The 24,079-nt window shown below is 68.1% G+C and carries 25 protein-coding genes; 21 read left to right on the top strand and 4 right to left on the bottom strand.

What is annotated here, in order from left to right; translation table 11 throughout:
• Positions 1–3 precede the first annotated feature (3 nt).
• The 5 genes from F464_RS0103275 to F464_RS0103255 all read left to right on the top strand — a co-directional run bounded on the left by F464_RS0103275 (position 4) and on the right by F464_RS0103255 (position 6,735).
• On the top strand, positions 4–411 hold the full coding sequence (locus F464_RS0103275; RefSeq protein ID WP_018988347.1) for an acyl-CoA thioesterase: 408 nt from the start codon (positions 4–6) through the stop codon (positions 409–411).
• A gap of 128 nt (positions 412–539) precedes the next feature.
• Entirely contained in the window at positions 540–1,823 is a 1,284-nt protein-coding gene (locus tag F464_RS0103270; protein ID WP_018988346.1) for an OmpP1/FadL family transporter, read from the top strand.
• A gap of 150 nt (positions 1,824–1,973) precedes the next feature.
• Complete coding sequence (locus tag F464_RS0103265; RefSeq protein WP_018988345.1) at positions 1,974–4,370, top strand: 3-hydroxyacyl-CoA dehydrogenase/enoyl-CoA hydratase family protein; 2,397 nt, start codon at positions 1,974–1,976, stop codon at positions 4,368–4,370.
• Positions 4,371–4,396: 26 nt separating this feature from the next.
• Complete coding sequence (locus F464_RS0103260) at positions 4,397–5,596, top strand: acetyl-CoA C-acyltransferase (RefSeq protein WP_018988344.1); 1,200 nt, start codon at positions 4,397–4,399, stop codon at positions 5,594–5,596.
• A gap of 338 nt (positions 5,597–5,934) precedes the next feature.
• Positions 5,935–6,735 (top strand): enoyl-CoA hydratase/isomerase family protein, encoded by an 801-nt coding sequence (locus tag F464_RS0103255; protein ID WP_018988343.1) that lies wholly within the window; start codon positions 5,935–5,937, stop codon positions 6,733–6,735.
• Between the two features lie 64 nt (positions 6,736–6,799).
• On the opposite strand, the gene F464_RS0103250 is transcribed toward F464_RS0103255, so the two are convergent.
• From F464_RS0103250 to F464_RS27785, 3 genes are all read right to left on the bottom strand, one after another.
• Entirely contained in the window at positions 6,800–7,435 is a 636-nt protein-coding gene (locus F464_RS0103250; protein WP_018988342.1) for a malonic semialdehyde reductase, read from the bottom strand.
• 26 nt (positions 7,436–7,461) lie between these two features.
• Entirely contained in the window at positions 7,462–8,355 is an 894-nt protein-coding gene (locus F464_RS0103245) for a pirin family protein (RefSeq protein ID WP_018988341.1), read from the bottom strand.
• Positions 8,356–8,756: 401 nt separating this feature from the next.
• On the bottom strand, positions 8,757–9,368 hold the full coding sequence (locus tag F464_RS27785) for a YdcF family protein (RefSeq protein ID WP_332309960.1): 612 nt from the start codon (positions 9,366–9,368) through the stop codon (positions 8,757–8,759).
• A 118-nt stretch (positions 9,369–9,486) separates the two neighbouring features.
• On the opposite strand from F464_RS27785, the gene F464_RS0103235 reads away from it, so the two are divergent.
• The 11 genes from F464_RS0103235 to F464_RS0103185 all read left to right on the top strand — a co-directional run bounded on the left by F464_RS0103235 (position 9,487) and on the right by F464_RS0103185 (position 18,643).
• The gene (locus F464_RS0103235; protein WP_018988338.1) at positions 9,487–10,071 is read left to right on the top strand and encodes a DUF2802 domain-containing protein; all 585 of its coding nucleotides are present in this window, start codon (positions 9,487–9,489) and stop codon (positions 10,069–10,071) included.
• Positions 10,068–10,817 (top strand): SPOR domain-containing protein, encoded by a 750-nt coding sequence (locus tag F464_RS27780; protein ID WP_018988337.1) that lies wholly within the window; start codon positions 10,068–10,070, stop codon positions 10,815–10,817. Before F464_RS0103235 ends, F464_RS27780 begins: the two co-directional genes overlap by 4 nt.
• 67 nt (positions 10,818–10,884) lie before the next feature.
• Complete coding sequence (fliW, locus tag F464_RS0103225) at positions 10,885–11,328, top strand: flagellar assembly protein FliW (RefSeq protein ID WP_018988336.1); 444 nt, start codon at positions 10,885–10,887, stop codon at positions 11,326–11,328.
• Between the two features lie 96 nt (positions 11,329–11,424).
• A complete protein-coding gene (locus F464_RS0103220; protein WP_018988335.1) occupies positions 11,425–11,805 on the top strand; it encodes a RidA family protein in 381 nt (126 codons plus the stop codon).
• Positions 11,798–13,846: an ATP-dependent DNA helicase RecG gene (recG, locus tag F464_RS0103215; RefSeq protein WP_018988334.1), complete on the top strand. Its 2,049-nt coding sequence runs from the start codon at positions 11,798–11,800 to the stop codon at positions 13,844–13,846. Before F464_RS0103220 ends, recG begins: the two co-directional genes overlap by 8 nt.
• A 79-nt stretch (positions 13,847–13,925) precedes the next feature.
• Entirely contained in the window at positions 13,926–14,483 is a 558-nt protein-coding gene (locus tag F464_RS0103210) for a chorismate--pyruvate lyase family protein (RefSeq protein ID WP_018988333.1), read from the top strand.
• On the top strand, positions 14,480–15,367 hold the full coding sequence (gene ubiA, locus F464_RS0103205) for a 4-hydroxybenzoate octaprenyltransferase (protein WP_018988332.1): 888 nt from the start codon (positions 14,480–14,482) through the stop codon (positions 15,365–15,367). The genes F464_RS0103210 and ubiA overlap by 4 nt, the downstream gene beginning before the upstream one ends.
• Positions 15,368–15,447: 80 nt before the next feature.
• Positions 15,448–15,696, top strand: coding sequence for a hypothetical protein (locus F464_RS0103200; protein ID WP_040394391.1), 249 nt, complete (start codon positions 15,448–15,450; stop codon positions 15,694–15,696).
• Between the two features lie 122 nt (positions 15,697–15,818).
• Positions 15,819–16,634: an orotidine-5'-phosphate decarboxylase gene (gene pyrF / locus F464_RS0103195; RefSeq protein ID WP_018988330.1), complete on the top strand. Its 816-nt coding sequence runs from the start codon at positions 15,819–15,821 to the stop codon at positions 16,632–16,634.
• A gap of 23 nt (positions 16,635–16,657) precedes the next feature.
• On the top strand, positions 16,658–18,148 hold the full coding sequence (gene ubiD, locus F464_RS0103190) for a 4-hydroxy-3-polyprenylbenzoate decarboxylase (RefSeq protein WP_018988329.1): 1,491 nt from the start codon (positions 16,658–16,660) through the stop codon (positions 18,146–18,148).
• 78 nt (positions 18,149–18,226) lie between these two features.
• Positions 18,227–18,643, top strand: coding sequence for a DUF4870 family protein (locus F464_RS0103185; RefSeq protein ID WP_018988328.1), 417 nt, complete (start codon positions 18,227–18,229; stop codon positions 18,641–18,643).
• Positions 18,644–18,684: 41 nt separating this feature from the next.
• On the opposite strand, the gene dacB is transcribed toward F464_RS0103185, so the two are convergent.
• The gene (gene dacB, locus F464_RS0103180; RefSeq protein ID WP_026295702.1) at positions 18,685–20,145 is read right to left on the bottom strand and encodes a D-alanyl-D-alanine carboxypeptidase/D-alanyl-D-alanine endopeptidase; all 1,461 of its coding nucleotides are present in this window, start codon (positions 20,143–20,145) and stop codon (positions 18,685–18,687) included.
• A gap of 151 nt (positions 20,146–20,296) precedes the next feature.
• On the opposite strand from dacB, the gene rfbB reads away from it, so the two are divergent.
• Genes rfbB through F464_RS0103155 form a run of 5 tightly spaced genes read left to right on the top strand, consistent with a single transcriptional unit; the run spans position 20,297 to position 24,040 of the window.
• Positions 20,297–21,361 carry a dTDP-glucose 4,6-dehydratase gene (gene rfbB, locus F464_RS0103175; RefSeq protein ID WP_018988326.1) on the top strand — a complete coding sequence of 355 codons (1,065 nt, stop codon included), beginning with the start codon at positions 20,297–20,299 and terminating at the stop codon, positions 21,359–21,361.
• The gene (gene rfbA / locus F464_RS0103170) at positions 21,358–22,242 is read left to right on the top strand and encodes a glucose-1-phosphate thymidylyltransferase RfbA (protein ID WP_018988325.1); all 885 of its coding nucleotides are present in this window, start codon (positions 21,358–21,360) and stop codon (positions 22,240–22,242) included. Before rfbB ends, rfbA begins: the two co-directional genes overlap by 4 nt.
• Positions 22,242–22,787: a dTDP-4-dehydrorhamnose 3,5-epimerase gene (gene rfbC, locus F464_RS0103165; RefSeq protein ID WP_018988324.1), complete on the top strand. Its 546-nt coding sequence runs from the start codon at positions 22,242–22,244 to the stop codon at positions 22,785–22,787. Before rfbA ends, rfbC begins: the two co-directional genes overlap by 1 nt.
• Positions 22,784–23,677, top strand: coding sequence for a dTDP-4-dehydrorhamnose reductase (gene rfbD / locus F464_RS0103160; RefSeq protein WP_018988323.1), 894 nt, complete (start codon positions 22,784–22,786; stop codon positions 23,675–23,677). The genes rfbC and rfbD overlap by 4 nt, the downstream gene beginning before the upstream one ends.
• Before the next feature lie 3 nt (positions 23,678–23,680).
• Positions 23,681–24,040: a hypothetical protein gene (locus tag F464_RS0103155; protein WP_018988322.1), complete on the top strand. Its 360-nt coding sequence runs from the start codon at positions 23,681–23,683 to the stop codon at positions 24,038–24,040.
• Positions 24,041–24,079 lie beyond the last annotated feature (39 nt).

The following is a 24,079-nucleotide window of genomic DNA, read 5'->3' as shown; positions in this document are numbered from 1 at the left end:
CCTATGAGCGACGACGCAGTCGAGCCGGTGAAACTTCCCGAGAACAAGCAGCCGGCCTTGCGCGTGATGCCGATGCCGGCCGACGTGAATCCGGCGGGCGACGTGTTCGGCGGCTGGATCATGGCGATGGTCGACATCGCCGGCGCGATTCCCGCGCATCGCCGTGCGCGCTGCCGTACGGCGACGGTGGCGGTGAACTCCTTCGTTTTCAAGCAGCCGGTGTCGGTCGGCGACCTTGTAAGTTTTTATGCCGAAGTGGTGTCCGTGGGGCGCACTTCCATCACTGTAGACGTCGAGGTCTATGCCGAACGCGACCCCGAGAATCCGGTGGTCGTGAAGGTCACCGAGGCGACGCTGACCTATGTCGCGCTCGACGACAAGGGGCGCAAGCGGCCCGTTCCGCCTGCGTGATCGTATTCGAAGCATTTCGTGCGGCCCCGCGGCGCCGGGGTTCGTGCGGATATCCGGGGAGATCCGCGCTGCGGGTCCGGAGTTGCAGCGCCGAAATTGCACAGACAATTCACGAGGAGATGTGACACATGAAGAAAACGACGATTGCCCGCCTGCTTCCCGCCGCACTACTCGCGCTGGGTTCCGGCACTGCGTCGGCCGCCGGCTTCCAACTGCTCGAGCAGAACGCCAGCGGCATTGGCAACGCCTACGCTGGGTCGGCTGCGGTCGCCGAGAACGCCAGCACGATCTTCTTCAACCCGGCCGGCATGACGCAACTGCAGGCGCGCGAGATCTCGCTGGGTGTTGCCGCGGTGCGGCCGAGCTTCGAATTCAAGAACAGGGGCTCGGTGGGCGGTGCGCTGTCGGGTAACGGCGACGACGCGGGTGACTGGGCGGCAATTCCGAACGCCTACCTGTCGTGGGCGCTGAACAAGGACCTCTATCTCGGCGTCGGCATCGGTGCGCCGTTCGGCCTCGTGACGGACTATGGCGGAAAGTGGGTCGGTGCCGCGCAGGCGACCAAGTTCGAGATCGAGACGATCAACATCAACCCGTCGCTCGCTTACCGGGTCAATGACAAGGTGTCTCTGGGCATCGGCTTGAACTGGCAGCGCATGGATGCCCAGTACGAGCGCGTCGTCGGCATTGCCCCGGGAGCCTTGTCTGCATCGACGGCCAAGCTGGATGTCGATAACGACGCCTGGGGCTGGAACGTCGGTGCGTTGTTCACGCTGTCGCCGTCGACGAAGGTCGGTGTTTCCTACCGTTCGAAGGTCGAGCACAAATTGAAGGGCGACGTCAAGGTGTCGGGTCCCAGCGCCCTGCTCAATGCGGCAGGTAGCAGCGATTCGGACGTCGATGTCGACCTGCCCGACACCTTCATCGTCAGCACGACGCAGAAGCTCAGCGACCGCTGGGAGATGCTCGGCGACTTGTCCTGGACGGGTTGGAGCAGCATCAAGAAGGTCGACATCGAGCGCACTTCGGGTCCGCTGAACGGCCAGATCGCGCAGACGCTGCACACCGAGTTCAAGGACACCTGGCGCGTCGCGCTGGGGGCGAACTACAAGCTCGATGATGCGTGGAAGCTGAAATTCGGCATCGCGTTCGACCAGACGCCGGTGAGGGACAAGCAGCGCCGCCTCGTGTCGCTGCCGGACAACGATCGCACATGGTTCAGCGCCGGCGCGCAGTGGAAGGTGAGCAAGACGAACACGCTGGACCTCGGCGCCGCCTACCTCTACGTGCCGAAGACCAAGATCGACAACAACCAGATCACCGCGAATCCGCTCACCAATCGCGGCCGCGTGACGGGCGAGTACGACTCCAGCGTGTGGATCCTCGGCGCCCAGTATTCGATGGCGTTCTGATCCCCCGGGATGACGGACGGCGGCCGCATCCGGTCGCCGTCCCTTTTCGCGGCATCCGCCGCATTCATCCGCTAAAAAGAAGAAAGCAGCATTTGCCGTGGGCCGCGGCCGCGCCGACGGTATGTCACGTGCATTGACCGGAGAGTTGGCATGAGCAATTTCATCATCCGCAAGGTCGCGGTGCTCGGTGCGGGCGTGATGGGGGCGCAGATCGCCGCCCACTGCGCGAACGCCGACGTGCCCGTGCTGTTGTTCGACTTGCCGGCGAAGGACGGCAAGCCGAACGCGATCGTCGACAAGGCGCTCGCCGGCCTGAAGAAGCTCGATCCCGCGCCGTTTGCGGCAAAGGACCGGGCCGGCTTCATCGACGCGGCAAACTACGGCAGCGACCTCGAGAAGCTGCGCGAGTGCGACCTGATCATCGAGGCGATCGCAGAGAAGATGGAGTGGAAGCTGGACCTGTACGCGAAGGTCGCGCCCTTCATCCGCCTGGACGCGATCTTCGCGTCGAACACTTCGGGGCTGTCGATCAACGCGCTCGCCGAGGGCATGCCCGCCGCGTTGCGCGGGCGCTTCTGCGGCATCCACTTCTTCAACCCGCCGCGCTACATGTCGCTGGTCGAACTGATCCCGACGCGCGACACCGAGGCGACGATGCTCGACCAGCTCGAAAGCTGGCTGACGACGCGGCTCGGGAAATCCATCGTGCGTGCGAAGGACACGCCCAACTTCGTCGCCAACCGCGTCGGTGTGTTCTCCATCCTCGCGGTGATGCACCACACGGCGCGCCTCGGGCTGGGCTTCGACGAGGTCGACGGCCTCACCGGCCCGCTGATCGGCCGCCCCAAGAGCGCGACCTACCGCACCGCGGACGTCGTCGGCCTCGACACGCTCGCGCATGTGGTCGGCACGATGCAGGCGACGCTGCCGGACGACCCCTGGCACGCGCATTTCAAGGTGCCCGACTGGCTGCAGGAGCTGATCGCCAAGGGCGCGCTGGGGCAGAAGACGCGCGCCGGCATCTATCGCAAGGACGGCAGGCAGATCCAGGTGCTGGACCTCAAGACCGGCGACTACCGCCCGAGCGCGGGCGACGTGATCCCGGCGGTCGAGACGATGCTCAAGACCAAGGATCCGGTCGAGCGCTTCTCGCTGCTGGCGGCGAGCGAGCTGCTGGAAGCGCAGTTCCTGTGGTCCATCTTCCGCGACGTGTTCCATTACTGCGCGGTGCATCTCGGGGACATCGCCGACAACGCGCGCGACATCGATCTGGCGATGCGCTGGGGCTTCGGCTGGGCGCAGGGGCCGTTCGAGACCTGGCAGGCGGCGGACTGGAGCGAGATCGCGAAGGCGATCCAGCTCGACATCGATCACGGCCGCGCGATGGCGAAGGTGCCGCTGCCGGCCTGGGTGTTCGAGCGCAAGGGCGTGCATGAGGCCGGCGGTTCGTACTCGGCGACGACGAAGGCGCTCAAGCCGCGTCCGGCACTGCCCGTCTACAAGCGTCAGCTCTATCCCGAGCAGGTGCTGGGCGAGGCGTCGGCGGACCGCGGCGAGACGCTGTGGGAAAATGGAAACGTCAGCGACGGCGGTGTGCGCTTGTGGACGCGCCCCGACCAGGACGCGCGCATCGGCATCCTGTCCTTCAAGTCGAAGCAGCACGCGATCGGCGACGAGGTGCTCGACGGCCTGCTGGAGGCGGTCGCGCGTGCCGAGCGCGATCTGGATGGCGTCGTGCTGTGGCATCCGGCGCCCTTCGCGGTCGGCGCGAACCTGCATCAGGTCGCGGCGGCGTGCCAGGCCGGGCAGTTCGACATGCTGGAGCGCACGGTCGCGAAGTTCCAGCGCGCATCGATGACGCTCAAGCACGCGCAGGTGCCGGTGGTCACGGCGATCCAGGGCATGGCGCTGGGCGGCGGCTGCGAGTTTGCGATGCATTCGGCGCACCGCGTGCTGGCGCTGGAGAGCTACGTCGGCCTCGTCGAGGCGGGCGTCGGCCTGATCCCGGCCGGCGGCGGCAGCAAGGAGTTCGCGCTGCAGGCCCACTACGCGGCGCAGAAGGCCGCGGGCGGCGACGTGTTCCCGTACATCCAGAACAGTTTCCAGACGATCGCGATGGCGACCGTCGCAAAGAGCGCGCTGGAGGCCGTGCAGCTCGGCTTCGCCAAGCCGTCCGACGATGTCGTCTTCCACCCGCAGGAGCTGCTCTACGTCGGCATCCGCCGCGCGCGCGCGCTCGCCGAGTCCGGCTACCGGCCGCCATTCGTGCAGCGCGCGGTGACGGTCGCGGGCCGCAACGGCATCGCGACCTGCGAGCTGTTGCTCGTGAACATGGCGGAGGGCGGCTTCATCTCGCCCTACGACTACAAGGTCGCGAAGGCGGCGGCCACCGCGCTGTGCGGTGGTGAGGTCGAGACGAATTCGCGCGTGCCGGAGCAATGGATCCTCGACGTCGAGCGTGCCCTGTTCGTCGACCTGCTGAAGCAGGAGAAGACGCAGCAGCGCATCGCGCACACGCTCGAAACCGGCAAGCCCCTCAGGAATTAACCTTCGCAATCGATGGGGAAAACGATATGAGCAGACAGATTCAGGAAGCCTACATCGTCGCCGCGACGCGTACGCCGGTCGCCAAGAGGAACGGCCTGTTCCGCAGCGTGCGACCCGACGACATGCTCGCGCACGTGCTGTCGGCGGTGGTCGCGAAGGTGCCGGGGCTGGACGCGCAGGAGATCGGCGACGTGATCGTCGGCTGCGCGATGCCGGAAGCCGAGCAGGGCATGAACGTCGCGCGCATCGGCCTGCTGCTGGCGGGCCTGCCCGACAGCGTGCCGGGCATCACGATCAACCGCTTCTGCTCGTCCGGGCTGCAGGCGGTCGCGGACGCGGCGGCGCGCATCCGGCTGGGCGAGGCCGACGTGATGATCGCCGCCGGCACCGAATCGATGAGCGCGATGCCGCAGATCATGGGTAACAAGGTGAGTCTCAACCCGGCGATCTTCGCGAAGCAGGAGAACGTCGGCATCGCCTTCGGCATGGGGCTCACGGCCGAGAAAGTCGCGCAGCAGTGGAAGGTGAGCCGCGAGGATCAGGACAGCTTCGCGCTGCACTCGAACCAGCGTGCGTGCGCGGCGATCGCGGCGGGCCTCTTCCGCAACGAGATCAGCCCCTATACGGTGCGCGCGCATGTGCCCGGCGAGGGCGGCGCGGTGCGCGTGATCGAGCGTGTCGTCGATACCGACGAGGGGCCGCGCGCGGATGCGTCGCTGGAGGCGCTGGGCAAGCTGAAGCCGGTGTTCGCGGCGCGCGGTTCGGTGACGGCGGGCAACAGCTCGCAGATGTCCGACGGCGCCGGCGCGGTGCTGCTGATGAGCGAGGCGGCCGTGAAGCGCTACGGCGCGACGCCGATCGCACGCTTCGTCAGTTACGCCGTCGCGGGCGTGCCTCCGCAGGTCATGGGGATCGGGCCGGTAGAGGCGATCCCGCGCGCGCTGAAGGCGGGCGGCGTCGCGCTCGGGGAGGTCGGCTGGATCGAGCTCAACGAGGCCTTCGCCGCGCAGTCGCTGGCGGTGATGCGGCAGTTGTCGCTCGACCCTGCGCGGGTCAATCCGCTCGGCGGCGCGATCGCGCTGGGGCATCCACTCGGCGCGACCGGCGCGATCCGCACCGCGACGCTGATGAACGCGATGCAGCGCGATGCGAACCTGCGCTACGGCATGATTTCGATGTGCATTGGCACCGGCATGGGGGCTGCAGGGGTGTTCGAGCGCCTTTGAAGCAATCCCCAAGAGGTTTTACGGCCTCGGGAAAACCCCGACGCGAGGCCGGAGTGGGGGCGGGGTGCGGGCCTGTCGGGTCGTGCCGAGGGCGGAGTGCGCGACGGGGAAACAAGGCGATGCATGTCTGAGCCCGCAGGGCGAGTTTGCATCGCCGCCCCGTCGGGCGCTCCGACCGAGGGCAGCCGCAGGCCACGACCTTCAGGCCTGCACTCCGCCCCCGCTCCGGCCGGATTACAACCCATGCAGGATCGCGGCATACTACAAGGCCAGAATCCAAGGCCGCGAACGCCACATCCTGACGACGCGGCAGACATGACAGGGAAGGATAGATATTCATGGCCAACACCGTACTGCTGACCGTCGAAAACCGCGTCGCGACCCTCACGCTGAACCGTCCGGCGCAGCTCAATGCCTTGTCCATCGAAATGATGGAAGACTTCCTGCATGCCACGCGCGCGCTGCGCGACCTGAAGGATATCGACGTCGTGGTGGTCACCGGGGCTGGCGATCATTTCATGGCCGGCGGCGACCTCAAGGACTTCGCGACCCAGTTCCATCTGGGCCCGCAGGCGCGCATGGTGGCCTTCCGCGCGATCATCGAGAAGCACATCAATCCGGCGGTCGAGATCCTGCAGTCCCTGCCGCAGCCGGTGATCGCCAAGGTGCGCGGCGCCTGCGCGGGCTTCGGCCTGTCGCTGATGCTGGGCTGCGACCTCGCGCTGTGCGCGGACAGCGCGAAGTTCACGACCGCCTATTCGTCGATCGGCCTGTCCGCCGACGGCGGCATGTCGTGGTTCCTGCCGCGCATCGTGGGGCGGCGCAAGGCGGCGGAACTGCTGCTGCTGGGCGACCGCTTCGATGCCGCCGAGGCCATGCGCCTGAGCCTCGTCAATCGTGTCGTCGCGGCTGCCGAACTCGACGCCGAAACCGCTGCGCTGGTCGGTCGCCTGCAGAACGGAGCGCGCCACGCCTACGGCGAGATCAAGCGCCTGCTGACTGCGTCGGCGGATGCGAAGATCGAGACCCAGCTGCAGAGCGAGGCCGAGGCCTTCGCGCGCTGCAGCGCAACCGGCGACTTCGTCGAGGGTATCACTGCCTTCCTCGAAAAGCGCAAGCCGGGGTTCCGCGGCGCGTGAGGCGTACCGGTCCTTCGGCAGGCGCCGGGTGTTCCCTGGCGCCCGCTCCGGACTGCCGAACCGTTCAAAGCAGCTTGCAAGCCTCGTCGAAGTCGAGCCGCGGGCTGCGCGGGAAAAGCTTCGTCGCGTCGCCGTAGCCGAGGTTGCAGATGAAGTTGGTCTTCACGTGGCTGTCCGGGAAGTACTCCTGGTTGAACGCGTTGCCGTCCTTCGGCGCGGCGGGGAAGAACTCGTGGTCGACCTTGGCCTGGTCGAAGCCGGACATCGGGCCGCAGTCCAGGCCGACCGCGCGTGCGGCCACGATCAGGTAGGCGCCCTGCAGCGAACTGTTGCGCCGCGCCGTGACTTCGGCGAGTTCCGGCGTATCGACGAACCAGGCGCGGGCGTCGGTGTGCGGGAACAGCTTCGGCAGCATGTCGTAGAAGCGCCCGTCGTAGCCGATGATCGCGGTCACCGGGGCGCTGCGCGTCTTCTCGACGTTACCCGGTGCGAGCGCCGGCAGGAGCCTGGCCTTCGCTTCGGGGGTGCGCAGGAACAGGATGCGCGCGGGGCAGCAATTGACGCTGGTCGGGCCCCACTTCATCAGCTCGTACAGCTCGCGCAGCGTGTCGTCGCTGACCGGCTTGTCCAGCCACTCGTTGTGCGTGCGCGCGTCACGGAACAGCAGGTTGCGTCCTTCCTCGTTGAGGGTCGAGCTCATCGTTTTCTCCAGTGGTGGGGTCGCCGTCAGGGCAGCGGGATGCGTTCGGTTTCGTCCGGCACCGGGGCGAAGCGCTCCGCTCGCCAGTCTTCCTTGGCCTGCTCGATGCGTTCGCGCGTGCTGGCGACGAAGTTCCACCACACGAAGCGGGGGCCGTCGAGCGGTTCGCCGCCGAGCAGCATCAGGCGGGTCGGCCCCAGCGCCGAAAGTGTCACGTCGGCGCCGCGTGCGAACACCAGCAGCTGGCCGGGCGGATAGGCCTGCCCGTCGATGCGCACCGCGCCCTCGACGACGTAGGCCGCCCGCTCCTCATGCTCGGACGGGACGTGCAGGCGTTGCTGCGCGACCAGTGTGACGTCTGCGTAGAACATCGGCGAGCGCGTCTCGGCAGGCGAGCGCACGCCGAACGCTTCGCCGGCGATCACGCGGATACGCATGCCGGGTTCGGTGATGACAGGCAGTTCGGCGGCGCCGTGGTGCGCGAACGCGGGCGCCATCTCCGCGTCGCGCTCCGGCAGTCCGACCCAGGCCTGCAGGCCCGACACCCGGGGGCCGGCCGCGCGCAGTTCGGGCGGCGTGCGCTCGGAATGCACGATGCCGCTGCCCGCAGTCATCCAGTTGAGCTCGTCGGGGCGGATCGGCTGGACGCTGCCGAGGCTGTCGCGGTGCAGGATCTCGCCGTCGAACAGGTAGGTCACGGTCGCGAGCCCGATGTGCGGATGCGGGCGCACGTCGAGACCGCTGCCGGCTTCGAGCTGCACCGGGCCCATCTGGTCGAGGAACACGAAAGGTCCGACCATGCGCCGCTGCGCCGAGGGCAGCACGCGCAGAACCTTGAAGCCGCCGCCGAGGTCGCTCGCGCGCGGAATGACGGTTGTTTCGACGGTGGGTGGTGCTGCGGATGTGGCGACGGTCGTCATTGCATCCTCCGGTGAGGCCCGCCGCAGCTTTCGTGGCGCCCGTTATTGACACGGCAGTTTATTAACACGGCAATTTAACAGATCACCATCCGTTCGCCCTGAGCTTGTCGAAGGGCAGGGTTGCGACGGGCTCGGGCTGAATGGTATTGGGTTGCCGGTTCAATGAGCTTCTATAGGCAAGCAGGTATTGAAACGCAAACGTGAAGGGTGTGATCCTGCTCCCGGCGGGCAGTTCCCGCTCACCGCGTCAGGCGGTAGGCCAGCAGCCCCAGCCATTCGTGCACAGCGTACCAGCCGGCGTAGGCGGAGGTCGGCCCGGGAAGCTCGCCCAGCACCTGGTCGTCCGCGCCCGTTCCGCCCAGCCACGCCGTCGGGGCCGGGATGACCTGCAGCCCCGCGTCCTAGAACGCCGCCTGCGCCCGCGGCATATGCACGGCGTGGGTTACCAGCAGGATGCGGCGCACGCCCGCGGCACTCAGTTGCACGGCCGAGAACCGGGCGTTCTGTTGCGTATCGAGCGATACCTTCTCGACCCAGCGCACGGGAACGCGGAAATCCTCTTCCAGTGCCGCCTGCATGAGCACCGCTTCCGGCACGTCGCCGGTCGGTGTGCCACCGCTGACCAGCACCGGCAGCCCGGTTGTGCGTGCCAGCCGCGCGGCATAGCGCAGCCGTTCCAGCGCCCAGCGGTTGACCGTCTCGCCGCCGTATTCCGGCGCATGGCGCCGCTTGCCGGCCCCGAGCACGACGATGGCCTGTGCCTGGCGCATCGCCGCCGCATCGACGACCGGCGCCGTCTCGAGTCCATTCAGCAGCCAGCCGACGCTTGCCGGCGCCGAAAGCAGCAGCGTGGCCGCAACGCCAAGCCAGGCCAGCACCAGACCGGCGCGCCGCCGGCGCCCTGTCAGCAGCAGGCCGGCCGCGATGACGAGCAGGGGGGCGAGCGGCGGCTGCACCATGATCGAGACGGTCTTCTTGAGCCAGAACAGGGCGAGCGCGGGATCGAAGGTCATCTGCATTGTCGGGAGGGTGGGGCGCCAGTATTATCCCCGACTTGTCCATCGTCGCACCCGTCCCGGCTTGCCTTCCCGATGCACGATCCTTCTTGTCCTGCCCCCCGCGTGAGGTCGAATGGGACTGCGTGAACTCATCCTCGCCGCAATCGCGCTCCTCGCGGTCTATGTCGGCTACCAGCTCTACCGCGCATCGCGTGCGCAGCATGCTTCCGCGCCCGCGCCGGACGGACCGCCGGCCGATGTGCCAACCGATGTGCCAACCGAGGAGCCCGAACCTGCCGATATCGTTGTCGCCGGAAGCGATGACGATGACGAGCCAGGCCCTCTCTACGGCGTCGGCCGCCCCGTGCCTGCACCTGCCGGCGCAGACGTTGCCCCGGACGCTGCCCCGGACGCATTCCAGCACGAGCTGGAAGTCCGTCAGTTGCGGCGTGAGCTCGAGCAGCAGGGTAACGCGCTGGCCGAACTGCGCCGCCAACTCGACGAGATCCGCGAGCAGTTGCGTGCGCACAGGGAACAGGCCGATGCGGATCCCGCGACACGCGGCGCGTCGCCCGAATACAACGAGGCGCTGGTGTTCGCCCGACGCGGGTTGGACGCCGAAACGATCGCCGAGCGCTGCGGCATCACCGTTGCGGAGGCCGAACTCGTGCAATCGCTGGCGCGCAGCCAGAGCGGCGAGCCCGGGAACGCGTCGTGAGCCGATCGCTCACCGCGGGAGACCGCGCGGGCGCCGATGCGGAAACCTTGCGCAAGGCCAGCCTGAAGCGGGCCTTGGTCGCAATCGTCGCCCTCATGGCCCTGACGGCGTCGCTGTGGCTGGTCGAGGGCAGCGAAACGGCGGTGCTTCAGGCCTTGCCCACCGCTCCCGCGCCTGCCGAACCGCAGGCCTCCGAAGCGGTCAGCGCAGCGCCTGCAGCCCCGGCCGTGGTGGAGGCGGCGCCAGTCGTGGCGGAGCAGGGGGCGCCCGCCGAAACCGGGCAGGACCCGGCAGGTGAGGCTCGAGCCGTACCGCTGGCGGCCGAACCCGCCGGTGCGATGGTCGCCCGCGAGGCGTCGCCGCCGGGATGGACCGCTGCAACCGTCCCTGCGTTGCCCTCGATTCCCCCCGTGCCAGCGCAGGCGGCCGAGGCTCCGGCGGCCCCGGTCGCCACCTCTGAGGTTGCGCCGGCGGAACCGGCCGAGGTTTCGTCCCGCGCCGCTGCGCCGCGTCTGCCGGCCGGACCGCCGCCCGGGCCCGGCTACCTCATCCAGCTCGGCGTGTTCCTCGATACGGCCAATGCCGAAGGCATGCGTCGGGATCTCGAGCGAAAGGGCTACCCGGCACATCTGCAGGCCCGCGTCGTGCTCGGCCCCTATCCGGACCGCGAGTCCGCGATCGCGGCACAGGAAAAAATTCGCCGCGAACGCAAGCTGGATGGCATGATCTTGGCTCCGCGCAAGTAGCGGCCCGGCTCGCCTTGCGCGCGCTCATGCCAGGATGCCGAAAGCAGATCAACCAGAGGAGAGCTCAATGAAAATCGAAAGTCAGGTGTTCGGCAGCGTCGATATTCCCGATGACAAGGTGATCGAGTTCCCGGCCGGACTCCCCGGTTTCGAAGAGTGCAGGAACTTTGCGCTGGTTCATGAGGATGGCTCCACCGCGTCCCTGTTCCAGCTGCAGAGTCTCGACAATCCTGCGGCGGTCTTTTCTATCACCGGGGCCGAACGCCTTGGCGTCAACTACGAGTTCGGTCTCTCGGACGACGAAGTGGCACAGCTCAAGCTCACGAACCCTGCCGATGCCTTCGTCGCCGTGATTGTGCGCAAGGACGAAGGCGAAGCGGGCAACCCGGCAACTGCCGGGATGCGTGCTAACTTCATGGCGCCGCTGGTGATCAATGTCTCCGCGCGTCGTGGAATCCAGAAAGTCATCACGCGCCTGGGCTGCGACGTGACCCTGCGCGCCGAAGGCTGAGCCGTGCAGCACCCAGCGCCCTGGTGCCAGACGCGCCGGGGCGTTTTTCATCCGATCCCGGATCGGGATCGTCCGCATAAATAAAGGAATGTGATCATGAGTCGCAGCATCATCTCGACCCCCAACGCCCCCGCTGCCATCGGCACCTACTCGCAGGCCGTCAAGGTCGGCGACACCGTCTACTGCTCCGGCCAGATCGGCCTCGACCCCGCGACGATGCAGATGGTGGAAGGCTTCGAAGCGCAGACCGTGCGCGTGTTCGAGAACCTCAAGGCCGTCGCCGAAGCGGCCGGCGGCTCGCTCGCCGACGCCGTGCGCGTGACCATCTACCTCACCGACCTCGCGAATTTCGCCAAGGTGAACGAGATCATGGCGCGTTATTTCGCCGAGCCCTTCCCGGCGCGCGCCGCGGTCGGCGTCAAGGAGCTGCCCAAGGGCGGCGTGGTCGAGGCCGACGCCATCCTGGTGATTGGCTAAGGATCAGCAAACCTGGGCCGGCATCGGCCCGCAACTCGCGGGCCGGCTGGCGAAGCTCGACATCCGCCGGCCGCAGGATCTCGTCCTGCACCTGCCGCTGCGCTACGAGGACGAAACGCGCCTGACGCCGATCGCCGCAGCGCGCGCCGGCGCGCCGGTACAGGTCGAAGGCGAGGTGGTGTCCTGCGAGGTCATGCTGCGCCCGCGCCGCCAGCTCGTCGCGCAGATCCGCGACGCGAGCGGCACGCTCACCGCGCGCTGGCTCAACTTCTACCCCTCGCAGCAGAAGCAGCTCGCGCCCGGGCGGCGTGTGCGCGTGTTCGGCGAAGTGCGCGGCGGCTTCTTCGGCAACGAGATGGTGCACCCGCGCGTGCATCCCGTCGAAGCCGGCGAGGCGCTGCCGCAGGCGCTCACGCCCGTCTATCCGACCACTGCGGGGCTTGCGCAGTCGGCATTGCGCAAGCTCATCGGGCGCGAACTGCTGCGTCCGCCAATGCACGAACTGCTGCCCGCGGTAGCGCCCGGCGGCCTGCCGCTGCCCCCCTTCGCCGATGCGCTGCGCACGCTGCACCAGCCGCCGCCCGACATCGATCCGTATTCCCTCGAAGACCGCGCCCATCCGGCGTGGCAGCGCATCAAGTTCGAGGAACTGCTGGTCCAGCAGCTGTCGCTGCGCCGCGCCTACAACGCCCGCCGCACGCGCCGCGCGCCCATCCTGCGCGATGACGGCCAGCTCACCGGCGCGCTGCTTACACAACTGCCGTTCAGCCTCACCGGCGCGCAGGCACGCGCGGTCGCGCAGATCGGCGGCGACCTCGCGACGCCGCACCCGATGCAGCGCCTGCTGCAGGGCGACGTCGGCAGCGGAAAGACCATCGTCGCCGCGCTCGCGATGCTGCAGGCGGCCGGGAACGGCTTCCAGGCGGTGCTCATGGCGCCGACCGAGATCCTCGCCGAGCAGCACTGGAAGAAGCTCGCCGCGTGGCTGGAGCCGCTCGGCGTCGGCATCGCGTGGCTGTCGGGCAGCCGCAGGAAGAAGGAGCGCGAAGCCGAGCTGGCGCGGCTCGCGAGCGGCGAGGTGCTGCTCGCGGTCGGTACGCACGCGCTGATCGAGGACCCCGTGACGCTGCCGCGCCTGGGGCTCGCGATCGTCGACGAGCAGCACCGCTTCGGCGTGCGCCAGCGCCTCGCGCTGCGCGAGAAGGGCGCCGACGCGCTGCACCCGCACATGCTGATGATGTCGGCCACGCCCATCCCGCGCACGCTGGCGATGAGCTACTACGCCGACCTCGACGTCACCGTGCTCGACGAGCTGCCACCGGGCCGCTCGCCGATCCTCACCAAGCTCGTCGCGGAGTCGCGCCGCGACCAGGTCATCGCGCGCGTGCGCGATGCCTGCCTGGGCGGCGCGCAGGCCTATTGGGTGTGTCCGCTGATCGAGGAATCGGAGGCGCTGCAGCTGAAGACCGCGGTCGAGAGTTTCGAGTCCCTGAGCGCTGCGTTGCCTGAATTGAAGATCGGCCTCGTGCATGGACGCCTGAAGTCCGACGAAAAGTCCGCGACGATGGCCGCCTTTGCCGCCGGCGACATCCACCTGCTGGTCGCGACCACGGTGATCGAAGTCGGCGTAGACGTGCCCAACGCGAGCCTGATGGTGATCGAGCACGCCGAGCGTTTCGGCCTCGCCCAGCTGCACCAGCTGCGTGGGCGCGTCGGGCGCGGCACGAAGGAGTCCGCCTGCATCCTGATCTACGCCCACCCGCTGTCGGAGAACGGCCGCGCGCGCCTGAAGGTGATCTACGAGCACAGCGACGGCTTCGCGATCGCGCGCGAGGACCTGCGCATCCGCGGCCCCGGCGAGTTCGTCGGCGCGCGCCAGAGCGGCGTGCCGCTGCTGCGCTATGCTGATCTGGAGGGCGACGCCGAACTCGTCGAACCCGCCCGCGCGCTCGCCGAACAGCTGCTGCGCGACTCGCCGGACGTCGCGGCGCAGCTGATGGACCGTTGGCTGGGCGGACGGGAAGGCCTGCTGCGTGCCTGAGCAGGCACGGACCCATGCCGCCGGGTTGGGCCGGTGGCGCCCGCCGGGTATCATGCCCGTCGTTCCGATTCCTCTCCTCATGCGTACCCGTCCCCACAAAGAAACCTGGCTGAAGCGCCCGCCGCGCGCGACCGTTTTTCGCACCCTTCGCCCCTGGCTCACCGATCCCGCCTCGCTCACCGCCCGCATCTGCGCGCGCTGCGGCAGCTTCTCGGTGCGCGTGCTGCGCCAATGCCTCGCCGTGCCGCATCGCGACGAAGCCACGCTGCTGGGCCTGCGGCCGGGCCAACTCGCGTGGCTGCGCGAAGTCCTGCTGGTCGCCGACGGCGTGCCGGTCGTGTTCGCCCGTTCGCTGCTGCCGCGGGCCAACGTGCGCGGCGCCTGGAACCTGTTCCACGGCATGGGCGCCCGCCCCCTGGGCGCTGCCTTGTTCTCCGATCCCGCCATCAGCCGCCGCGCGCTCACCTGCACCTGCCTCGACCGCCGCGACGCGCGCTATCATCTCGCTTACGCCGCGGTCGCGCCGATGGCGATCCCGCCCCGCATCTGGGCGCGGCGTTCGCTGTTCCGCCTGCACGGCCGCGCGCTGCTCGTCAGCGAGGCCTTCCTGCCCACGATCCTGGACCTGCCCGAATGATGTCTGCGCCGCTCCCCCTGTCCGCACGCCTGCCCATCTACCTGCGGCTGATGCGCCTCGACAAACCGATCGGCATCCTGCTGCTGCTGTGGCCGACGCTGTGGGCGCTGTGGCTCGCCGCCGACGGCTTCCCGCCGCTGCACCTGATCGCGATCTTCACGTTGGGCACGGTGCTGATGCGTTCGGCCGGCTGCGTCGTCAATGACTATGCCGATCGCGACTTCGACGGCCACGTCGAGCGCACGAAGAACCGTCCGCTCGCGACGCGCGCCATCGGCACCCGCGAGGCGCTGCTGCTCGCGACTGCCCTCTCCATCGTCTCCTTCCTCCTGATCCTGCCGCTCGCGCCCATCGTCCTGTGGCTGTCGCTGCCCGCGCTGTTCCTCGCCGCCAGCTATCCCTTCATGAAGCGCTTCTTCGCGATCCCGCAAGCCTACCTCGGCATCGCCTTCGGCTTCGGCATCCCGATGGGCTTTGCCGCGGTGCAGGGCGAAGTGCCTGCGATCGCATGGTGGCTGCTGCTCGGCAACATCTTCTGGACCATCGCCTACGACACCGAATACGCGATGGTCGATCGCCCCGACGACCTCAGGATCGGCATCAAGACCTCGGCGATCACCTTCGGGCGCTTCGACGTCGCCGCGGTGATGCTGTGCTACGCGATCGCCTTCGCGCTGTTCGCCGCCGTCGGTCTCGCCGCGGGGCGCGGCGTACTCTTCTTCGGCGGCCTGCTGGCGGCCTGCGGTATCGCCGGCTACCACTACACGCTGATCCGCGGCCGCGAACGCGCACCGTGCTTCAAGGCCTTCCTGCACAACAACTGGGTCGGTGCAGCCATCTTCGCCGGCCTCGCCCTTGATTACATTGCGTTTCCTGCCGGCTGAACTAGGGTGAACCGACCGGATCACATGCGGTCGAATTCATGCGCGGGATTGTCGCCCGCGCGTTCCCCAAGGAGACGAAGATGAAAAAAAGCCTGCTATTGGGCCTGTTCGCGATGGCGCTGTCTTCCAGCGCCTTGGCGTTTCACTGCCCCGCGGACATGAAGAAGATCGATGATGCGATGGCGAAGAATCCTATGCTTACGGCCGAGCAGATGACGGAAGTGAAGAAACTGCGTGCCGATGGCGAGGCGCTGCATAAGGCCGGCAAGCATCAGGAGTCGGTCGATACCCTCGCGAAAGCCATGAAGATGCTCAAGATCGACATGTGACCGAGCCGATCCCGAGCCCGGGGGCCGCCATAGCGCGGCCCCGTTTTTTGGGCGACCGCTTTGTGCGCACGCGCTGGCGTCATCCGGCTTATCATTCGCCCCGGACCAATCAGGACGCCTCCATGCACTTCATGACCGCCCTCCGGGCCGCCTGGCAGAACCGCAACAGTCTCCTCTGCGTCGGCCTCGACCCGTATCCCGCGCGCTTCCCCGCCCACCTGCAGGGGCGCCCCGACGCCATCCTCGAATTCTGCAAGGGCATCGTCGACGCGACCGCCGACCTCGTGTGCTGCTTCAAGCCGCAGATCGCCTACTTCGCCGCGCAGCGCGCCGAGGATCAACTCGAAGACCTGATCGCCTACATCCACGAGCGCCACCCCGATACGCCGGTGATCCTCGACTCGAAGCGCGGCGACATCGGCAGCACCGCCGCGCAATATGCCGTCGAAGCCTTCGAACGCTTCGGTGCCGACGCGATTACCGTGAATCCCTACATGGGCAGGGATTCCGTCGAGCCCTACCTCGAATACGCCGACAAGGGCGTGATCCTGCTGTGCCGCACGTCGAACCCCGGCGGCAGCGACCTGCAGTTCCTCGACGTCGGAGGCGGCGAGCGGCTCTTCGAGCGTGTCGCACGCCTCGTCGCGACCGAATGGAACGCGAGCGGCAACCTCGGTCTCGTCGTCGGCGCCACCTTCCCGAACGAGATCGCGCGCGTGCGCCATATCGTCGGCGACATGCCGCTGCTGGTGCCCGGCATCGGCGCCCAGGGCGGCGACATCGCCGAGACCATGCAAGCGGGCGGCACCGCCGACGGCACCGGCCTGATGATCAACTCCTCGCGCGCGATCCTGTTCGCCGGCAATGGCGAAGACTATGCCGAGGCGGCCCGCCGCGTCGCCCTCGAGACGCGTGACGCGATCAACGCCCACCGTTGAACCGCCGTACCCGGAAGGATTCCATGCGTTACCACGATCTTCGCGACTTCATCGCCCAGCTCGAACAGCGCGGCGAACTGAAGCGCATCAGCATCCCCGTCGACACCCACCTCGAAATGACCGAGATCGCCGACCGCGTGCTGCGCGCCGGCGGTCCGGCGCTGCTGTTCGAGAAACCGGTGACGCGCGGCGTGCCGCAGGCGATACCGGTGCTCGCGAACCTCTTCGGCACCCCGCAGCGCGTCGCGCTCGGCATGGGCGAGGATCTCACCGACGGCGACTGGCAGACGCCGCTGCGCGAAGTCGGCAAGCTGCTCGCCTTCCTCAAGGAGCCCGAGCCGCCCAAGGGGCTCAAGGACGCATGGGAGAAGTTCCCCGCCTTCCGCCAGGTGCTCAACATGTCGCCGAAGGAAGTCCGCTCCGCGCCCTGCCAGGAAGTCGTGTGGGAGGGCGCCGACGTCGATGTCGGCCGTCTGCCTATCCAGCACTGCTGGCCCGGCGACGTCGCGCCGCTGATCACCTGGGGCCTCGTCGTCACGCGCGGGCCGGACAAGAAGCGCCAGAACCTCGGCATCTACCGCCAGCAAGTGCTGGGGCCCAACCGCGTCATCATGCGCTGGCTCGCGCACCGCGGCGGCGCCCTCGATTTCCGCGAACATCAGCTCGCGCACCCGGGTGAGCCTTTCAAGGTCGCCGTCGTGCTCGGCTGCGACCCCGCGACCATCCTCGGCGCCGTCACGCCCGTGCCCGACACGCTGTCCGAATACCAGTTCGCGGGCCTGCTGCGCGGCGCCAAGACCGAGCTGGTGCAATGCCTCGGCTCCGACCTGCAGGTTCCGGCATCAAGCGAGATCGTGCTGGAAGGCGTCATCCACCAGGACGACACTGCCCCCGAAGGGCCGTATGGCGACCACACCGGCTACTACAACGAAGTCTCCGAATTCCCGGTGTTCACGATCGAGCGCATCACGATGCGCAAAAACCCGATCTACCACTCGACCTACACCGGCAAGCCGCCCGACGAGCCGGCGATGCTGGGCGTCGCGCTCAACGAAGTCTTCGTGCCGCTGCTGCAGAAGCAATTCCCTGAAATCATCGATTTCTACCTGCCGCCCGAAGGTTGCTCGTACCGGCTCGCGGTCGTCAGCATCCGCAAGCAGTACCCGGGGCACGCCAAGCGCGTGATGTTCGGCATCTGGAGCTTCCTGCGCCAGTTCATGTACACAAAGTTCATCATCGTCGTCGATGACGACGTGAACATCCGTGACTGGAAGGAAGTGATCTGGGCGATGACGACCCGCGTCGATGGCTCGCGCGACACCGTTATGGTCGACAACACCCCGATCGACTACCTCGACTTCGCCAGCCCGGTCGCGAGCCTCGGCAGCAAGATGGGCATCGACGCGACCAACAAGTGGCCGGGCGAGACGACACGCGAGTGGGGCCGCCCGATCGTGATGGACGCCGCGGTCAAGCAGCGGGTCGATGCGATGTGGGCCAAGTTGGGCTTGTAAAGCCGGGGCTGTAAGATCCGACCTGTAAAGTCGGACCCCCAAGATTCCAGCGGAATCCTCGTCACCACGGAGCCAGCCATGCCCGATCACCGGACCGACATCGTCACCGCCGACCTCGACGGGCTCGTGACGCTCGCGCACATCATCTATGCGCTGCACGCTTTCGCGGTCGTCACCGGCGTCCTCGGCTCCGCGACCATCATCGGCAGCTTCGTCGCGAGCCTGCCGTCCATCCTCGCGGTGGTGCTCAACTACATGAAGCGCGGCGCGGTGCGCGGCACCTGGCTGGAAAGCCACTTCCGCTGGCAGATCCGTACCTTCTGGTTCGCGCTGCTGTGGATCCTGGTCGCGGCAGCCATGGTGGTCACCCTGATCGGAATCCCGTTCGCCTTCGTGCTGCTGGCCGGCGCCGGCCTCTGGATCGCGTATCGCGTGATCCGCGGATGGCTGAACCTGCTCGACCGCAGTACCATGCCGATGCCGTCCGACGCCTGAGGCACGGCGTCCCTTCCCGGCCCCCCACAGGCGTCGCCCGGCTACTGCGTCCCAGCTGTGCCGCCACCCGCCCACACCCATTCCAGCAGCGCGTCCTGCGCCGCCTGGCTGGAACCGGCCTCGGCGTGGTTCACGATCATCACGACCACGTGGCGTCGGCCGTTCCGGTCCAGTACATAGCCGGCCAGTGATTTCACGCCATTGATCGAGCCCGTCTTGATATGCGCGTAGCCGCGCGCCGGGCTGTCGTTCAGCCGCCCGCGCGCGGTGCCGTCCTCGCCGGCGATCGGCAGCGCCGCGATGAACTCCGGCATGAAGGGCCGCCGCCAAGTCGCGAGCAGGATCTCCGCGAGCGTGCGCGCACTCACGCGCTCGATGCGCGACAGGCCCGAGCCGTTCTCGATCACGAGGCCCGCGGTCGTGATCCCGTCCGCGGCGAGCTGCGCTTTGGCCGCCTCCGCACCGCCCGCAACCATGTCCAGGCTCGCGCCGCTTTCCCGTCCCAGGGTCGCGAGCAGCTGACGTGCGATCACGTTGCTCGACCACTTGTTCATTTCGCGCACCACGTCGGCCAGCGGCGCCGAGGTCTCGGTGAGCAGGGGCGCCGCATCACCCGGCGTCACGCCACTGCGCACCGCGCCCTCCACCTTGCCGCCCAGCTCCGCCCATAGCGCCGCGACCAGCGCGCGTCCGAAGGCCTCCGGCGCCAAGGGCGCAGTCGCCCAGTCGCGCTGCCCGCAACTCGCCGGCATGCTGCCCGACAGCATCAGCCGGGACCCTTGCGGCCCCGCTTCGAGCGCCGCGTCGAGATTGCCGTACCACACACCGCAGGAGCCCGGGGCCGTCGTGATGCGGTTGTCGATGTCGACGCCGGTCAGCGCCGGGTAGGGCGCGAGCCCCACCGGCCGTCCCGGCTCGGCTGCGGGAACCAGACGCAGCTGCAGCGTGTTGAAGTGCATCAGCAGCCCGTAGGCGCCGCTGTTGTAAGGCCGCAGCGCGCGCCCGTCGAAGGCCGCCGGGTCGTGCGGCGGCAGCGCCAGCGCCGAACCGTCGAGCACGATGTCGCCGCGCACCGTCGTGATGCCCAGCGCGCGCACCTGGCGCAACAGCTTTCCCAGCCGCTCGTAATTCAGCATCGGGTCCGCGCCGCCCGTCAGGTACAGGTTGCCGTCCAGAATTCCCGCGGCAACCGGTCCGCCGGTCGCGACCCGCGTCGTCCACGTGAAGGACGGCCCGAGCCGGTCGAGCGCCGCAAAGGCGGTCACCACCTTCATCACCGAGGCCGGATTCATCGGCCGATCGCCGCCGGCCTCCAGTTGTGGGCCCGGCGCATCGACCGCCTGCACCCACACCGCGACACTCCCCGCCGGAATGCGGGCGGCGTCGAGCGCCTGGCGTACCGCTGGCGGCAGCGAAGCCGCATGCGTAGAAGCCAGCATTCCGCCGAAAAACAGCGCAGCCAGGAGGCGGCACAAGCCTTGGAACATGCGTCGCGTTGTCATGAGGGAGTCGTCGATATCCTGCAACATACTCGCGAAGCGCGCGAGGGCACGGTGGGTATGCGGCCGCGATACAATTACGGATTCCGCTTTTCGCGCGGACCGGCATTTTACGCCCTGGCACCCGCGGCAAGCCGGTTGAAGAGGTAGATCAATGATTTTCGTGACTGGCGGCGCAGGCTTCATCGGCGCCAATTTCGTACTCGACTGGCTGCGCACGAGCGACGAGCCGGTGCTGAACCTCGACGCGCTGACCTACGCGGGCAACCTCGAGAATCTCGCTGCGCTGCAGGGGGACTCCCGCCACGTCTTCGTGCAGGGCGACATCTGCGACCGTGCGCTCATCGACCGCCTGTTCGCCGAGCACCGCCCGCGCGCGATCGTGCATTTCGCCGCCGAGAGCCACGTCGACCGCTCCATCCACAGCCCCGCCTCCTTCGTTCGCACCAATGTCGACGGCACCTTCACGCTGCTCGAAGCGGCGCGCGACTACTGGTCCGCGCTCGACGGGGAGGGCAGGGCCGCATTCCGCTTCCTGCACGTCTCGACCGACGAGGTCTATGGCTCGCTCGGCCCGAACGATCCGCCCTTCGCCGAGACCAAGGCCTACGAGCCGAACAGCCCCTATTCGGCGAGCAAGGCCGCGTCCGACCACCTCGTGCGCGCGTGGTACCACACCTACGGCCTGCCGGTGCTCACGACCAACTGCTCGAACAACTACGGCCCCTACCAGTTCCCCGAGAAGCTCATCCCGCTGATGATCGCCAACGCCCTCGCCGGCAAGGCGCTGCCGGTGTATGGCGACGGCCGCAACGTGCGCGACTGGCTCTACGTCGGCGATCACTGTGCCGCGATCCGCGAAGTGCTCGCACGCGGCCGCGTCGGCGAGACCTACAACGTCGGCGGCTGGAACGAGATGCCCAACATCGACATCGTGCATACGGTCTGCGCGCTGCTCGACGAATTGCGTCCCGACGCGGCCGGCCCGCATGCGCGCCTCATCACCTACGTCGCCGACCGCCCCGGCCACGACCGCCGCTACGCCATCGACGCGCGCAAGATCGAGCGCGAGCTCGGCTGGCGTCCCGCCGAGACCTTCGAAACCGGCATCCGCAAGACCATCGCGTGGTATCTCGCCAATCAGGACTGGGTCGCGCACGTGCAGAGCGGCGCGTATCGCGAATGGCTCGCACGCAACTACGGAGAACGCCGGGCATGAGCACGCGCAAGGGCATCATCCTCGCCGGCGGATCCGGCACCCGTCTGCACCCGGCCACGCTGGCCGTCTCCAAGCAGCTGCTGCCGGTGTACGACAAGCCGATGATCTACTACCCGCTCAGCACGCTGATGCTGGCCGGGATCCGCGACATCCTCATCATCTCCACGCCACAGGACACCCCGCGCTTCGAGCAGCTCCTCGGCGACGGCAGCCGCTGGGGACTCAATCTGCAGTACGCCGTGCAGCCCAGCCCGGACGGGCTCGCCCAGGCCTTCCTGATCGGCGAGGAGTTCATCGCCGGCTCCCCGTCCGCCCTCGTGCTCGGCGACAACCTCTTCTACGGCCACGAACTCGCGGACGACCTGCGCCAGGCCGGCCAGCGCGCACACGGCGCGACGGTGTTCGCCTATCCGGTGACCGACCCCGAGCGTTACGGCGTCGTCGAGTTCGACGCTGCGGGCCGCGCGATCAGCATCGAGGAGAAGCCGGCCAAGCCCAAGAGCCGCTACGCCGTCACCGGTCTGTACTTCTACGACCACCGCGTCGTCGACATCGCGCGTGGTCTCAAGCCCAGCGCGCGCGGCGAGCTCGAGATCACCGACGTGAACCGCCACTACCTCGCAGCCGGCGCCCTCGACGTGCAGGTCATGGGCCGCGGCCATGCCTGGCTCGACACCGGCACCCACGAGAGCCTGCTCGAGGCCGGCCTCTTCATCCAGACGATAGAAAAGCGCCAGGGCCTCAAGATCGCCTGTCCGGAGGAGATCGCGTGGCGTTCGGGCTGGATCGACGCCGCGCAGCTCACCGAGCTCGCCGGGCCGCTCGCGAAGAACGGCTACGGCCAATACCTGCTGCGCCTCCTCGAAGAGCGGGTGTTCTGATGCAGGCGATCTCCACCGCAATTCCCGACGTGCTGGTCATCGAGCCGAAAGTGTTCGGCGACGCCCGCGGCTTCTTCTTCGAAAGCTACAACGCGCGCGCCTTCCGCGAGGCCACCGGGCTCGACGAACAGTTCGTGCAGGACAACCATTCGCGCTCCGCGCGCGGCGTGCTGCGCGGCCTGCACTATCAGATCCGCCAGCCGCAGGGAAAACTCGTGCGCGTCGTGCGCGGCGCGGTGTTCGACGTCGTGGTGGACCTGCGCCGGCGCTCGCCGAGCTTCGGCCGCTGGGCGGGGGTCGAACTCACCGAGGACAATCACCGCCAGCTGTGGATCCCGCCCGGCTTTGCACATGGTTTCGTCGTGCTGTCCGAATCCGCGGACTTCCTCTACAAGACCACCGACTACTACGCGCCGGAGCACGAGCGCTGCCTCGCCTGGAACGACCCGACCGTCGGTGTCGAGTGGCCGCTCGCCGGCGAGCCGCAATTGTCTGCAAAAGACCGCGAGGGCAACCCCTTCGCCGAATGTGAGGTATTCGAATGAAACTGCTTGTCACCGGCGCCAACGGCCAGGTCGGCTGGGAACTCGCGCGCAGCCTGATGCCGCTGGGCGAAGTGGTCGCGCTCGACCGCAGGCGTTGCGACCTGTCGCGCCCCGAGACTTTGGCGGCACTGGTCGCGGAGCTCGCCCCCGATGTCATCGTCAATGCCGCCGCCTACACGGCCGTCGATAAGGCGGAGTCCGAGGAATCCCTCGCGACGACGATCAACGCTACGGCCCCCGGCGAACTCGCCCGCGCCGCGAAGGCGGCCGGCGCGCTGCTCGTTCACTACTCCACCGACTACGTGTTCGATGGCACCAAGTCGGGCCCCTATACGGAAGACGACCCCGTCGCCCCCGTCAATGCCTACGGCCGCAGCAAGCTCGCCGGTGAAGTGGCGATCCGCGAATCCGGCTGCGACCACCTGATCCTGCGCACCACCTGGGTGTTCGCCGCCCGCGGCGGAAACTTCGTGCGCACGATGCTGCGCCTCGGCGCCGAGCGCGAGCAGCTGCGCGTGGTCGCCGACCAGCACGGCGCGCCGACCTGGGCGCGCAACATCGCCGACGCCACCGCGCACATCGTCGCCCAGGCGCAGCGCGAGCGGTGCGAGGGTGCCTTCGCCTCGGGCATCTTCAACCTCGCCTCGGCCGGCGAAACCAGCTGGCACGGATTCGCCGAGGCGATCTTCGCCACGGCCCGGACCGCGTTGCCGGAACGGGTCCTCAAGGTCGCGAGCGTCGAACCGATCCCGGCCTCCGCCTACCCGACGCCGGCCGCACGTCCGGCCAGCTCACGCCTGTCGGCGGAACGCCTCGCGGCGCGCTTCGGCATCGTGATGCCGCACTGGCAGAACGCATTGCGCCGCTGCCTGGAAGACATTGCGCACTGAATCATGAGCGGCTTCGAACACTTCGCCCGCGACGCCTTCGAACTCGAGCGCGAAATCCTCAAGCGCGGCATGCTGCTCAAACTCGACTGGGACGACGCAGCCGGCATGCGCAAGCTCGCCCGCGAGGCACTGGAAGGTGGTGCCGACCACACACAGGCGCTGCTCGCCGACCCGGATGCCCGCCTGCGCGCGCGCGGCGAACTCTTCGCGCTGGGCGTGCTGATGCTGCGCGTGATGGAGGAGAGCGCCGACACCGGCGTGCATACCCACGGCGGATCGGCCTGGAAGGCCTTCGGTCGCGCCCTCATCCAGGAGGCTCAGGCCGAGGGAAAGGCAGTGGACCCGAGGGCGCAGAATGTGTGAAGAATTCGTCGCGAGCAGGCCGGGGGCAGGGCGCGCGGC

The sequence above is a fragment of the Aromatoleum toluclasticum ATCC 700605 genome (genome assembly GCF_000378245.1).
GTDB lineage: Bacteria > Pseudomonadota > Gammaproteobacteria > Burkholderiales > Rhodocyclaceae > Aromatoleum > Aromatoleum toluclasticum.
Note: the sequence above shows the minus strand (reverse complement) of the source record. Positions and strands in the feature narration are given on the sequence as shown.

What these genes read in the sequence shown, in the direction of transcription:
- F464_RS0103275 (WP_018988347.1), top strand. Translation starts at nt 4, where the DNA reads ATGAGCGACGACGCAGTCGAGCCGGTGAAACTTCCCGAGAACAAGCAG.
- F464_RS0103270 (WP_018988346.1), top strand. Translation starts at nt 540, where the DNA reads ATGAAGAAAACGACGATTGCCCGCCTGCTTCCCGCCGCACTACTCGCG.
- F464_RS0103265 (WP_018988345.1), top strand. Translation starts at nt 1,974, where the DNA reads ATGAGCAATTTCATCATCCGCAAGGTCGCGGTGCTCGGTGCGGGCGTG.
- F464_RS0103260 (WP_018988344.1), top strand. Translation starts at nt 4,397, where the DNA reads ATGAGCAGACAGATTCAGGAAGCCTACATCGTCGCCGCGACGCGTACG.
- F464_RS0103255 (WP_018988343.1), top strand. Translation starts at nt 5,935, where the DNA reads ATGGCCAACACCGTACTGCTGACCGTCGAAAACCGCGTCGCGACCCTC.
- F464_RS0103250 (WP_018988342.1), bottom strand. Translation starts at nt 7,435, where the DNA reads ATGAGCTCGACCCTCAACGAGGAAGGACGCAACCTGCTGTTCCGTGAC.
- F464_RS0103245 (WP_018988341.1), bottom strand. Translation starts at nt 8,355, where the DNA reads ATGACGACCGTCGCCACATCCGCAGCACCACCCACCGTCGAAACAACC.
- F464_RS27785 (WP_332309960.1), bottom strand. Translation starts at nt 9,368, where the DNA reads ATGACCTTCGATCCCGCGCTCGCCCTGTTCTGGCTCAAGAAGACCGTC.
- F464_RS0103235 (WP_018988338.1), top strand. Translation starts at nt 9,487, where the DNA reads ATGGGACTGCGTGAACTCATCCTCGCCGCAATCGCGCTCCTCGCGGTC.
- fliW (WP_018988336.1), top strand. Translation starts at nt 10,885, where the DNA reads ATGAAAATCGAAAGTCAGGTGTTCGGCAGCGTCGATATTCCCGATGAC.
- F464_RS0103220 (WP_018988335.1), top strand. Translation starts at nt 11,425, where the DNA reads ATGAGTCGCAGCATCATCTCGACCCCCAACGCCCCCGCTGCCATCGGC.
- F464_RS0103210 (WP_018988333.1), top strand. Translation starts at nt 13,926, where the DNA reads ATGCGTACCCGTCCCCACAAAGAAACCTGGCTGAAGCGCCCGCCGCGC.
- ubiA (WP_018988332.1), top strand. Translation starts at nt 14,480, where the DNA reads ATGATGTCTGCGCCGCTCCCCCTGTCCGCACGCCTGCCCATCTACCTG.
- F464_RS0103200 (WP_040394391.1), top strand. Translation starts at nt 15,448, where the DNA reads ATGAAAAAAAGCCTGCTATTGGGCCTGTTCGCGATGGCGCTGTCTTCC.
- pyrF (WP_018988330.1), top strand. Translation starts at nt 15,819, where the DNA reads ATGCACTTCATGACCGCCCTCCGGGCCGCCTGGCAGAACCGCAACAGT.
- ubiD (WP_018988329.1), top strand. Translation starts at nt 16,658, where the DNA reads ATGCGTTACCACGATCTTCGCGACTTCATCGCCCAGCTCGAACAGCGC.
- F464_RS0103185 (WP_018988328.1), top strand. Translation starts at nt 18,227, where the DNA reads ATGCCCGATCACCGGACCGACATCGTCACCGCCGACCTCGACGGGCTC.
- dacB (WP_026295702.1), bottom strand. Translation starts at nt 20,145, where the DNA reads ATGACAACGCGACGCATGTTCCAAGGCTTGTGCCGCCTCCTGGCTGCG.
- rfbB (WP_018988326.1), top strand. Translation starts at nt 20,297, where the DNA reads ATGATTTTCGTGACTGGCGGCGCAGGCTTCATCGGCGCCAATTTCGTA.
- rfbA (WP_018988325.1), top strand. Translation starts at nt 21,358, where the DNA reads ATGAGCACGCGCAAGGGCATCATCCTCGCCGGCGGATCCGGCACCCGT.
- rfbC (WP_018988324.1), top strand. Translation starts at nt 22,242, where the DNA reads ATGCAGGCGATCTCCACCGCAATTCCCGACGTGCTGGTCATCGAGCCG.
- rfbD (WP_018988323.1), top strand. Translation starts at nt 22,784, where the DNA reads ATGAAACTGCTTGTCACCGGCGCCAACGGCCAGGTCGGCTGGGAACTC.
- F464_RS0103155 (WP_018988322.1), top strand. Translation starts at nt 23,681, where the DNA reads ATGAGCGGCTTCGAACACTTCGCCCGCGACGCCTTCGAACTCGAGCGC.